11 protein-coding genes are annotated in these 11,785 nt (G+C 59.6%); 7 read left to right on the forward strand and 4 right to left on the reverse strand.

Annotated features, from left to right (window positions below; genetic code table 11):
- Positions 1 to 15: 15 nt before the first annotated feature.
- Both HBR94_RS24575 and HBR94_RS24580 read right to left on the reverse strand, forming a co-directional pair.
- Positions 16 to 1,548, reverse strand: a complete 1,533-nt coding sequence (locus HBR94_RS24575; protein ID WP_057958638.1) for an AmpG family muropeptide MFS transporter — start codon at positions 1,546 to 1,548, stop codon at positions 16 to 18.
- 43 nt (positions 1,549 to 1,591) lie between these two features.
- Positions 1,592 to 1,945, reverse strand: coding sequence for an MGMT family protein (locus HBR94_RS24580; RefSeq protein ID WP_170045677.1), 354 nt, complete (start codon positions 1,943 to 1,945; stop codon positions 1,592 to 1,594).
- A gap of 166 nt (positions 1,946 to 2,111) precedes the next feature.
- On the opposite strand from HBR94_RS24580, the gene HBR94_RS24585 reads away from it, so the two are divergent.
- Positions 2,112 to 3,119 (forward strand): DUF481 domain-containing protein, encoded by a 1,008-nt coding sequence (locus HBR94_RS24585; RefSeq protein WP_170045678.1) that lies wholly within the window; start codon positions 2,112 to 2,114, stop codon positions 3,117 to 3,119.
- Positions 3,120 to 3,247: 128 nt separating this feature from the next.
- On the opposite strand, the gene HBR94_RS24590 is transcribed toward HBR94_RS24585, so the two are convergent.
- Complete coding sequence (locus HBR94_RS24590) at positions 3,248 to 4,006, reverse strand: SDR family oxidoreductase (RefSeq protein WP_115128858.1); 759 nt, start codon at positions 4,004 to 4,006, stop codon at positions 3,248 to 3,250.
- Positions 4,007 to 4,081: 75 nt separating this feature from the next.
- On the opposite strand from HBR94_RS24590, the gene HBR94_RS24595 reads away from it, so the two are divergent.
- The 4 genes from HBR94_RS24595 to groL all read left to right on the forward strand — a co-directional run bounded on the left by HBR94_RS24595 (position 4,082) and on the right by groL (position 7,578).
- Positions 4,082 to 4,813 carry a HugZ family protein gene (locus HBR94_RS24595; RefSeq protein ID WP_057439376.1) on the forward strand — a complete coding sequence of 244 codons (732 nt, stop codon included), beginning with the start codon at positions 4,082 to 4,084 and terminating at the stop codon, positions 4,811 to 4,813.
- 66 nt (positions 4,814 to 4,879) lie between these two features.
- Entirely contained in the window at positions 4,880 to 5,356 is a 477-nt protein-coding gene (locus HBR94_RS24600; protein ID WP_057439377.1) for an FxsA family protein, read from the forward strand.
- Between the two features lie 229 nt (positions 5,357 to 5,585).
- Positions 5,586 to 5,882 (forward strand): co-chaperone GroES, encoded by a 297-nt coding sequence (locus tag HBR94_RS24605; protein WP_017846112.1) that lies wholly within the window; start codon positions 5,586 to 5,588, stop codon positions 5,880 to 5,882.
- A 49-nt stretch (positions 5,883 to 5,931) separates the two neighbouring features.
- Positions 5,932 to 7,578, forward strand: a complete 1,647-nt coding sequence (groL, locus tag HBR94_RS24610; RefSeq protein WP_057439378.1) for a chaperonin GroEL — start codon at positions 5,932 to 5,934, stop codon at positions 7,576 to 7,578.
- A gap of 74 nt (positions 7,579 to 7,652) precedes the next feature.
- On the opposite strand, the gene HBR94_RS24615 is transcribed toward groL, so the two are convergent.
- Entirely contained in the window at positions 7,653 to 9,602 is a 1,950-nt protein-coding gene (locus HBR94_RS24615; protein WP_170045679.1) for an LTA synthase family protein, read from the reverse strand.
- A 201-nt stretch (positions 9,603 to 9,803) separates the two neighbouring features.
- On the opposite strand from HBR94_RS24615, the gene colR reads away from it, so the two are divergent.
- Positions 9,804 to 10,487, forward strand: a complete 684-nt coding sequence (gene colR / locus HBR94_RS24620; protein WP_029295378.1) for a two-component system response regulator ColR — start codon at positions 9,804 to 9,806, stop codon at positions 10,485 to 10,487.
- A complete protein-coding gene (locus HBR94_RS24625; RefSeq protein ID WP_057439379.1) occupies positions 10,477 to 11,757 on the forward strand; it encodes a HAMP domain-containing sensor histidine kinase in 1,281 nt (426 codons plus the stop codon). The genes colR and HBR94_RS24625 overlap by 11 nt, the downstream gene beginning before the upstream one ends.
- The last annotated feature ends 28 nt before the right edge of the window (positions 11,758 to 11,785 follow it).

The raw sequence follows: 11,785 nt of genomic DNA on the forward strand, positions 1-11,785 counted from the left end.
CAACCCCCACAGGTATCAGCCTTCTTCGGGCGGGTTCAAACGGATCCGCCGGCTTTCCTGGTACCAGTGCAAGGCAATCAGCAGCAGTGTCGGCACACCGAGCATCGCAGTGATCAGGAAGAAGTTGTGATAGCCGAACTTTTCCACCATGACCCCCGAGTAACCACCGATCAGTCGTGGCAACAGCAACATGATCGAGCTGAGCAGGGCGTATTGGGTGGCGGAGAACTTCAGGTTGGTCAGGCTCGACAGGTAGGCGACGAACGCCGAGGTCGCCAGGCCCGAGCTGAAGTTGTCCAGGGAAATGGTGAAGATCAGCATCTGCAGGTCGGCGCCCATGTCGGCGAGCATCAGGAACAGCAAGTTGGTGCCGGCCGAGGTGATGCCACCGATAAACAGGATTGGCAGGATGCCGAATCGCACGATCAACAGGCCACCCATGCCGGCGCCGACCAGGGTCATGATCAGGCCGAAGATCTTGCTGACACTGGCGATCTGGTCCTTGGTGAACCCCTGGTCGATATAGAACACGTTGGCCATCACGCCCATCACCGTGTCCGACATGCGGTAGGTGGCGATCAGCCCCAGCAGCAACAGGGCCTGCCAGCGGTAGCGCAGGATAAAGTCGTTGACCGGCGTCAGCACCGGCGCCAGGCCCCGGCGGCCCATGGCCGAGAGGCACAGGGCGGTGAGGGTGATATAGAGGATGGCGCGCAGGAAGGCGCGGTCTTCCAGCAGCAGGTCGAGCAGGCTTACGCCTTCGAACAGCACGCTGGCGAAATCGGTGTTGTACAACTGGGTGAACATCGCCGGGACCGACACCAGCAGGACGATCAGCACAAACACCGACATCAGTTGGTGGGCAAACGTGTAGCGCCCGGCCTGCAACTGGGTGCGCAGGGGCACATCGGGTTCACGCATGAAAAAGCTGGTGAGCAGGGCAGGGATCATCAAAACGCCGAACAGCACGTAGGTGCCGGTCCACGCCGAATGCTTATAGTTGAAGCCGGTGGAACCAAAGCCTTCGGCAAAGAACAGCGCGCCCGCCGTGGCCAGCAGGGCGGCGATGCGGTAGCCGGACATATAGCTGGCGGCCAGCGCGGCCTGGCGGCTGTCATCGGCGATTTCCAGGCGATAGGCGTCTACCGCGATGTCTTGGGTTGCGGAGGCGAACGCGACGATAACGGCAATGGCGATCAGCCACGACAGGTGTTTCTGCGGGTCGCAGAAGCCCATACCGATCAAGCCGAGAATTACCAGGGATTGGGACAGCACCAACCAGGAACGACGACGACCCAACTTGCCCAATAGCGGCAGGCGCCATTGGTCCAGCAGGGGTGACCAGACCCACTTGAACGCATATGCCAGGCCGATCAGGCTCGCATAGCCAATGGTCTCGCGTGCCACACCGGCTTCGCGCAACCAGACTGAGAGCGTCGAGAACACCAACATGTAAGGCAGACCGGCGGCAAAGCCGAGCAATAACAGCACTAACGTCGAGGGGCTGGCATAGGCAGCGAGCGCGGCGCGCCAGGTTTTACGGGGCATGGGCTGGAGTCTGCCTCAGATTTACGGAAACAAAGCGCGCACTCTAACCGCTGTGCTCTACCGGGCGCCAGCCATGGCGCTGAATATCAACGCGATTGTTCAGGATACTGACACCTTCACTGCGCAAACGCGCACGTTGTTCATCACCTGAAGCGCTGCCCGCCGGCAGACTTATCCGACCGCCGGCGGCGACCACCCGGTGCCAGGGCAATTTCGAACCCTCTGGTAGCTGGCTCAGGGTGCGGCCTACGAAGCGTGCGGCACGCCCCAGTCCAGCCAGGTGCGCCAGTTCGCCATAACTCACCACGCAGCCTTCGGGCACTTGGGCCAAGGTCAGGTACAGCGAAGTACGGCGCATTTCGGACGGGGTTTGCGGCGTTTCGGCGGGCTCGTTCACTGTTCTGGCTGGCTCGGTTGAAATCAGTCGTTTCTATGTAAGAAACATCTGTAAAGATGGCGTTGAGAATTGAACTCAATAGAAAACCTTGAGTCAGTCCTTGCTAAGACTTCAGCTACGCCGATAATGCCCCTTTTTTCGCCAAACTTGAGCCCCGTAACCGCTTATGTTGTCCAGAACCCTGCTGTGCCTCGCTGTTTTTACTGCCTCTACCCCTGTGCTGGCCGATACCATCTGGTTGAAAAACGGTGATCGCCTGACCGGCAAGATCAAGGTTTTCGACGGCGGCAAGCTGTTGATCCAGACTGAATACGCCGGGGCGATCCCGGTGGACTGGAAACAGGTGAAAACCCTGGAAAGCGACCAGGAACTGCTGGTCAAGCAAGACGCCTACACCGGCGAGAAGGCCAAGTCCCTGCACCCGGCCGAGGACGGCAAGGTGATCCTGGCCAACGGCGAGGCTCCCAAGACGGTGGAGTTGGCCAGCATCCAGCAGATCATCAAGCCAAAGCCGGTGATCGAGGATCTGGTGTGGAAGGGCAATGTCGACGTGGCGCTGGACTACAAGCGTGCGGAAAAAGACACCGACGACTACGACATCGACTTCAAGACCACCGCCCGTCACGGCAAGTGGCGGCATATTGCCGAAGGCGAATACAACCGCGAATTCCAGAACGATGTGGTCACCACCGACAACTGGAGCGCCGAGTACGCGCTGGACCGCTTTATTACCGACCAGTGGTTCTGGCAGGGGCGCTTGACCTACAAGCACGACAAGGTTGAAGACCTGCGTCGCCAGCGCACCGTCGGTACCGGTCCGGGTTATCAGTTCTGGGACGATGAACTGGGAGCGTTCTCCCTGGGCTCGCTGCTCAACCGCACTGACTATGAGTACCAGTACGGCGGCAAGGACAACTTCTATTCCCTGGCCATGAAGTGGGACTACAACCGTTACCTGATCGGCAAGACCGTGGAGTTCTTCACCAACGGCGAAGTGGGCAAACCCCTGGCCGGTCCGGCCGACTACGCCCTCGATGCCGAAATGGGCCTGCGCTATAAAGTCACCGAATGGGCTTCGCTCAATCTCAAGGCCGAGCGCGACATCATCAGCGGCGCCTCGGACAGCAGCCTGAGCAAGACCCGTTACACCGCAGGGTTTGGCGTGACCTGGTAACTGGAATGTAGGAGTTGGCTTGCCTGCGATAGCATCACCGCGGTTTCTCAGTATTACCGAGGCGATGCTATCGCAGGCAAGCCAGCTCCCACACAAGCCCGGCCCTACACAAGGTTTTGCGGTGTCAGTTACAACCGCAGCCCGCCATCCAGCTCCAGGATGCGCCCGGTGTAATAGTCGTTCTCGAAGATGTACGCCGCCGAATGGGCGATTTCTTCCGGGCGGCCCATGCGCTTGAGCGGGATCCCCGACGTCATCTTCTCCAGCGCTTCAGGCTTCATGCCCAGCGTCATCTCGGTCTCGATAAAGCCCGGCGCAATGCCCGCCACGCGAATACCATAGCGCGCCAGTTCCTTGGCCCAGGTCACCGTCGCTGCGGCCACGCCGGCCTTGGCCGCCGAATAGTTGGTCTGGCCCACGTTACCCGCGCGGGAGATCGACGAGATGTTGATAATGGCGCCCTGGTTGTTCAGCTCCACCATTTTTGCTGCCACTTCGCGGGTGCAGAGGAACACGCCGGTCAGGTTGACGTCGATCACCGCCTGCCACTGGGCCAGGCTCATCTTGGTCATCTCGCCGTCCTTGATCTTGAGCAGCAGGCCATCACGCAGGATCCCGGCGTTGTTGATCAAACCGTGGATCGCGCCGAAATCCTCGGCGATCTGCGCTACGGTATGAGTCACCTGATCTTCATCTGCCACATTGCACAGATAGCTGCGTGCGGTGACACCGTGGGACTGGCAGGCAGCCACGGCCGCGTCGAGTTTTTCCTGATTGAGGTCCACCAGTGCCAGATGGGCACCTTTGCTTGCAAAATACTCGGCCATGGAGCGGCCCAGGCCCTGGCAACCGCCGGTGATAATGATTACTTTGTCGTTGAGATGCATTCGCATGTCCTATGAGCAGATTTAAGCGGTTGCCCCAGTCCGTTTTCTGACGGAATTTATCGAAGGAGTCATAAATTGAGCGTCCACGTTGCCAAGAATGCACGAGAACTACTGCTCAAGGAATACCGTGGGGCGCTCGCCACCCACTCCAAGGCCATGCCCGGCTTCCCCTTTGGTTCGGTGGTGCCTTATTGCCTGGATGCCGAAGGCCGGCCGCTGATCCTGATCAGCCGTATTGCCCAGCACACCCACAACCTGCAAAAAGACCCCAAGTGCTCGTTGTTGGTGGGCGAGCGCGAGGCTGATGATGTGCAAGCTGTCGGGCGCCTTACCTATCTCGCCGAAGCCGAAAAGCTCGAGGACGAGGCGGCCATTGCCGCCGCCGCCGAACGCTACTACCGGTATTTCCCGGACTCGGCCAACTACCACAAGGCCCATGACTTCGATTTCTGGGTGCTCAAGCCGGTGCGGCATCGCTACATCGGCGGTTTTGGCGCGATCCACTGGGTCGATCAGTTGACCCTGGCCAATCCGTTCGCCGGCAAGGCCGAGTTGAGCATGATCGAGCACATGAACAGCGATCACACCAAGGCCATCGCCCACTATGTCGAACTGGCGGGCCTGCCGACGTCCGAGCCGGCGCAACTGGCCGGTATCGACAGCGAAGGCATGCACCTGCGCATCGGTCAGGGCCTGCACTGGTTGCCCTTTGCGGGTACTTGCAACACGCCGACACAAGTGCGCGAGGCCTTGGTTTTCCTGGCTCACGCCGAGGCTTGGCCGAAAAAAGCCACCTCGCAAGCTTGAATTCACGAAAGGGCGACGTCATCTAGGGTCTAGTAGCAAGGCATTCTTGCGTTGAGGAACCATTTGATGCGCCCTTTTTTATTGCTCTTTCTGCTGTTTCCGGTGCTGGAGCTGTTCGTATTCGTCAAGGTCAGCGGGGCTATAGGGTTTTTCCCGGCGCTGCTGCTGATTATTCTCGGCTCGATGCTCGGCGTGTTCGTGCTGCGTATCGCCGGCCTGGCCACTGCACTGCGTGCCCGTGAAAGCCTGAATCGCGGCGAATTGCCGGCCCAGACCATGCTTGAAGGCTTGATGATGGCTTTGGCCGGTGGCCTGTTGATCGTGCCGGGTTTTGTCAGTGATGTGCTGGGTTTGATCCTGCTGCTGCCATTCACCCGGCGCTTGCTGGCAGGCAAGCTGCGCCAGCGCGCCGAAGAAGCGGCGATCCGCCAGCGTGCGTTTGCCGATGACCTGCAGCCTCGTGGTGGCCCGGCACCTCGCCAGCCGTTGGGGCGTGAAGGTGATGTGATCGAAGGTGAGTTCGAGCACCGCGACTCCAAGTAACGCCATCCCTGGCAGGGCACCTTCGGGTGCCCTGCTGACACAAAAATTTTCATCTGCGGCCCTTGTAATAAGCATATACGCCCTTATGTAACGGTCACCGCAAGGTTTCTGGTGGCGACACCAGACAGACTTCCGCGTTTCGCTTGGCGAACCGCGACCGGCACCGCCGGAATACCACCCGCCGGTACTGATACCGGCCGATGAAACTTACAATTAGGAGAGATCGACAATGAGCAAGCTTCGTCCTCTGCACGACCGCGTCGTTATCCGTCGCAGCGAAGAAGAAAAGAAAACCGCTGGCGGTATCGTTCTGCCAGGTTCGGCTGCTGAAAAAGCCAACCACGGTGTGATCGTCGCTGCAGGCCCAGGCAAGACTCTGGAAAACGGTGAAGTGCGTGCGCTGGCCGTTAAAGTCGGTGACAAGGTTGTATTCGGTCCTTACTCCGGCAGCAACACTGTGAAAGTCGACGGCGAAGACCTGCTGGTTATGGCTGAGAACGAGATTCTCGCTGTACTGGAAGGCTGATTCCCCGCTCATTTTCCCGTTACTACAAAGTATTTAAGGAATATCGATCATGGCTGCTAAAGAAGTTAAATTCGGCGATTCCGCCCGTAAGAAAATGCTCACCGGTGTCAACATCCTGGCTGACGCAGTAAAAGCGACCCTGGGCCCGAAAGGCCGTAACGTGATCATCGAGAAGAGCTTCGGCGCTCCGACCATCACCAAGGACGGCGTTTCGGTCGCCAAAGAAATCGAACTGGAAGACCGTTTCGAAAACATGGGCGCGCAGCTGGTCAAAGACGTTGCCTCCCGTGCCAACGATGACGCCGGCGACGGCACCACCACCGCCACCGTTCTGGCTCAGGCCATCGTCAACGAAGGCTACAAAGCCGTCGCTGCCGGCATGAACCCGATGGACCTCAAGCGCGGCATCGACAAGGCGACCATCGCCATCGTTGCTGAGCTGAAAAACCTGTCCAAGCCATGCGCTGACACCAAGGCTATCGCTCAGGTAGGTACCATCTCTGCCAACTCCGACAGCTCCATCGGCGACATCATTGCCGAAGCCATGGAAAAAGTCGGTAAAGAAGGCGTGATCACCGTTGAAGAAGGCACTGGCCTGGAAAACGAACTGTCGGTTGTAGAAGGCATGCAGTTCGACCGTGGCTACCTGTCCCCGTACTTCGTCAACAAGCCAGAGACCATGGTTGCCGAGCTGGACAGCCCGCTGATCCTGCTGGTCGACAAAAAGATCTCGAACATCCGCGAAATGCTGCCAGTACTGGAAGCCGTTGCCAAAGCCGGCCGTCCACTGCTGATCGTTTCCGAAGACGTTGAAGGCGAAGCCCTGGCGACTCTGGTTGTGAACAACATGCGCGGTATCGTTAAAGTCGCAGCCGTCAAGGCTCCAGGCTTCGGCGATCGTCGCAAGGCCATGCTGCAGGACATCGCCGTCCTGACCGGCGGTACCGTAATCTCCGAAGAGATCGGCCTGAGCCTGGAAAGCGCCACCCTGGAAAACCTGGGTAGCGCCAAGCGCGTGACCATCTCCAAAGAAAACACCATCATCGTTGACGGTGCTGGCGTTGAGCAGGACATCCAGGCGCGCATCACCCAGATCCGTGCCCAGGTTGCCGAGACTTCCTCGGACTACGACCGTGAAAAACTGCAAGAGCGCCTGGCCAAGCTGTCTGGCGGCGTTGCAGTGATCAAGGTTGGCGCTGGTTCCGAAGTTGAAATGAAAGAGAAGAAAGCCCGCGTTGAAGACGCCCTGCACGCAACCCGTGCGGCCGTTGAAGAAGGCGTGGTACCTGGCGGTGGCGTTGCACTGATCCGTGCTCTGGAAGCCCTGACCAACCTGACCGGCGACAACGCTGACCAGAACGTCGGTATCGCTGTGCTGCGTCGTGCTGTTGAAGCACCGCTGCGCCAGATCGCTGCCAACTCCGGCGACGAGCCAAGCGTTGTAGTCAACGAAGTCAAGAACGGCAAAGGTAACTACGGTTACAACGCTGCGACTGGCGTCTACGGCGACATGATCGAAATGGGCATCCTGGACCCTACCAAGGTGACTCGTTCCGCGCTGCAGGCTGCAGCCTCCATCGGTGGCCTGATCCTGACCACCGAAGCTGCAATCGCTGACAAGCCGAAAGCAGAAGGCTCGGCTGGCGGCGGTATGCCAGACATGGGCGGTATGGGTGGCATGGGCGGCATGATGTAAGCCAGCCTTACCCCCGATGCATAAAAGCCCCGCCTGAGTGATCAGGCGGGGCTTTTTTATGGGGGCTTACCGGGTCAACGCTGGCTCAGTTGAGGGGCGGTGGTTTTCGGGGGTTTCCAGCTCAGCAGGTGTTGCTTGAAGCCATAACTGGCCGCCTGGTAATAAGTGATCGCACGCTGGATCAGCGGGTCATTGCTGTCGACCCGGAACTCCTGGCTTGCGCCCAGGGCCTGGTCATGGCGACGCAGGCCTTGGCGCGGGCTGAGGATCGCCAGGTTGGTGCCGTCAAACAAACCCAGGTGCTGATAGTTGCCGACTACCACACGAGGAGGAAGCGGGTTGTCTTGCAGCAGGTTGCGTCCGAAAAACGTCGATTCATAGCTCAGGTTCAACAGGCCCAGGAGTGTCGGGGCGAGGTCGATCTGGCTGGCCAGTTGCGCGCTTTCACGGGCCTCGACCCATTTCGGCGCATAGATAAACAACGGAATCTGGTAGTTGGCGATGGGCAAGTCTTCCTTGCCCGCGCTGCCGGCGGTGTGGTCGGCGACAAACACGAAGATCGTATTGTCGAACCACGGTTTCTGGCGCGCGGCCTGCAGGAATTGACCGATTGCGTAGTCGGTGTATTTCACCGCACCGTCGCGCCCATTGCCGGACTTGATATCAATCCTGCCATCCGGGTAGGTGTAGGGGCGATGGTTGGAGGTGGTCATCAGTTGCAGGAGGAACGGCTGCCGCCTGGCGTAGTCGGCATCTGCCAGTTTCAAGGTCTGGTTAAACAAGTCTTCATCGGCCATGCCCCAAGCGTTTTTAAAGCTGATGTCTGCCTCGGCAACACTGCTCTGGTCGACCACCCGGTAACCGTTACCGCTGAAAAACGCATTCATATTGTCGAAGTAGCCGCGGCCGCCATACACAAACACGCTGTCATAACCGATTGTGCCGAGCTGTTGGCCCAGGCTGGAAAAGCCGCTTTCCCGGCCAACCCGCTTGACGATGGAGCGCCCCGGAGTGGGCGGAATGGCCAGGGTAATGGCTTCCAGGCCTCGGTCGGTGCGGGTGCCGGTGGCGTAGAAGTTGCTGAAATACAGGCTGTGTTTACGCAACTCATCAAGGTTGGGGGTCAGGTTGCGGTCGTCGCCATTGCTGCCCATGTATTTGGCGCTGAAGCTTTCGATAGTCACCAGCACGATATTAGGTTTGCGCAGGGTGCCGGGGTTGTCGATGGCACGGCGGATATCCAGTGGGTCGCTGCCGATGAAGCGGGCATTGGGTTCACTCAGCTCAGTGCGTAATTGGCGGGCCACGATATCGCTCGGCAGGCTTTTGTAGAACTGGCTGTAGTCCAGTTCATTGTTGCGGAACGCGGCGAAGAATTGGTACGGGCCATTGCTGGCCAGCTCATTGTTATAGGCGTTGCCCCCCTGGGTGCGCGGGCTGTCCTGGCTGACCAACTGCAGGCTCAGGCCGGCAACCACCAACAATCCCAAGGCATTGAGCAGGCGCCCGCGCATGGCCGGCAGCGGCGAGTCGAGTGCCACGTTGAACAGCTTGCGCAAGGCCAGGCTCAAGACAATTGCCAGTATCGCCAACAGGCCCAACAGTTTGCCGATTGGGTAGGACTCCAGCAGGTTGTTCAGCACTTCATCGGAATACACCAGATAGTCGACGGCGATAAAGTTGAAGCGCACCCCGAACTCATCCCAGAACAACCATTCGGCCACCGAGGTGAACAGCATGGCGAACAGGCTGGCGGTCAGTACGCCTTGCAGGAACCAGCGGTGGCCGCGCCGCCGCCACAAAGCCGGCGGGCACAGCAGCAGGTACAGGCCCAGGGGCAGCGCGGCATAGGCCAGGAACCCCAGGTCGTAGAGCAGCCCCACGCCGAATACCGGTAGCAGGTTGCCGCTGACTTCATCCAGGTGGGTAAGGAGCAGTACGCTGCGGGTCAACACAAAAATGGCCAGCCAGGTGCAGGTCAGCAGTAGCAAATAACGCATTGGCGCAGTCTTGGGCGGGCCCATGTCTATATTCCTGAGAGCGATGGGCGGCGATCTTCACCCTGACACTGTGGTCAGCTTGTGAACCTATAGTGAAAAACTCGTTAAGCCGCTCAATCGGTTGAAAACAGTAATCGGTTGACCGTTCAGGCCTAGCGGTAAGCCATACTTGGCCTTAAGCTGCGCGAGCCAACACGGCTGTTACCGCGTACGGAGACACTGCCCATGCGAATTTTATTGGTTGAAGACAACCGCGATATTCTGGCCAACCTGGCGGATTACCTCGGACTCAAGGGCTATACCGTGGACTGTGCGCAGGACGGTTTGTCTGGCCTGCACCTGGCGGCCACCGAGCATTACGACCTGATCGTGCTCGATATCATGCTGCCTGGGATTGATGGCTACACCCTGTGCAAACGCCTGCGTGAAGACGCGCGCCGCGACACACCGGTGATCATGCTCACCGCCCGCGACCAATTGGACGACCGCCTGCAAGGCTTCAAGTCGGGGGCCGATGACTATCTGCTCAAGCCGTTTGCCCTGTCGGAACTGGCCGCACGTATCGAAGCCGTGCTGCGTCGCGCCCAGGGTGGCGGCCGGCGCGAGCTGCAAGTCGGCGATCTGTCCTACGACCTCGACACCCTGGAAGTGACCCGCGAAGGGCGCCTGCTCAAGCTCAACCCTGTCGGCCTGAAATTGCTCGCGGTGTTGATGCAGAAAAGCCCGCATGTCCTGCGCCGCGAAGTGCTTGAAGAGGCCCTGTGGGGCGATGACTGCCCGGACAGCGACAGCCTGCGCAGCCATGTCCACCAACTGCGCCAAGTGATCGACAAGCCATTTGCCAAACCCTTGTTGCAAACCGTGCATGGCGTGGGTTATCGCTTGGCCGAGGGGCGTGATGGAGTTTAAGCAAAGCCTTGCCCAGCGGATCATCATTGCCTTTGCGCTGATGAGCGCGCTGGTGGCGGGGGCCTTCGCCATGGGCATCGTCGCCACGGTGCACCTGGTGGAAGAAAAACTGATTTCGGCGGGGCTGGGCGGCGACCTGCAGCGTCTGCTGTTGATGGACAGTGTCGAAGACTGGCGCCACCGTCCCGAGCCGGACCAACTGTTCTATTTCAGCGGCGGACGCGGGGATTTCCAACTGCCCAAGGACTTGCGGCATCTGGACGCCGGCTTTCACGAAGTATTTCGCGATGCGCTTTCCTACCATGCCATGGTCGAGATCGTCGACGGCCGTCGATATGTCCTGCTGCAAGACCAGAGCGATTTCGAAGAGCGCGAGCGCGTGTTGTTTGCAGTGGTGCTGGTAGGGTTTGTACTCAGCCTGGCACTGGCGGTATTCCTCGGCTGGGTCCTTGCCCGTAAGGTGATGGCACCGGTGGTGCGCCTGGCGCGCCAGGTGCGGCATCGTGACCAATTACTGGGGCTGGCGCCGCCGCTGGCGCCGGACTATGCGGCCGACGAAGTGGGCGAACTGGCAGTGGCCTTCGACGCCACCCTTGGCCGTCTGCGCCAGGCCCTGACCCGTGAGCGCCTGTTCACCAGCGATGTCAGCCATGAACTGCGCACGCCCTTGATGGTGCTGGCCAGTTCCTGCGAACTGCTGCTGGAAAACCCGGCGATTGATTCACGGGGGCGTAAACAGGTCGAGCGTATCGCCCGGGCCTGCGAGGAAATGCGCGAGCTGGTGCAGACCTTCCTGATGCTGGCCCGTGCCCAGCATGACGACACCACGATGTCGCCCCAGGTCAGCCTCTCCGAGGTTGCGGAGGGCTTGCTGGGGATCTGGCGCGAACCTATCGAGCGCAAGGGCATCGAGTTGTTCTACCTGCCGGGCAACCCACTCGACACCCGCTACAACGCCACCTTCCTGCATGCGGTCATGGGCAACCTGCTGCGCAACGCCCTGCACTACACCGAACACGGGTTTATCCGCCTGACCCTGGAGCCTACCGGCTTTGTAGTGGAAGACAGCGGGGTGGGGATTCCCGAAGACAAGCGCGAGGCTATGTTCGAGCCGTTTGTACGCGGTAACGAAAAACGCGGTGACGGCCTGGGCCTGGGTTTGTCACTGGTCCAGCGCATCTGCGAGAGCCAGGGCTGGGTGGTCAGCCTCAGTACCATGGAGCCCAGTGGTTGTCGCTTCCATGTTGAATTGAATCAGGTCAAATCCTGAGCCCTTTCCTGCCCCTTCCCCAGGGGCA

Origin of the sequence: Pseudomonas sp. WS 5412, assembly GCF_012985615.1 — a bacterium.
GTDB lineage: Bacteria > Pseudomonadota > Gammaproteobacteria > Pseudomonadales > Pseudomonadaceae > Aquipseudomonas > Aquipseudomonas shahriarae.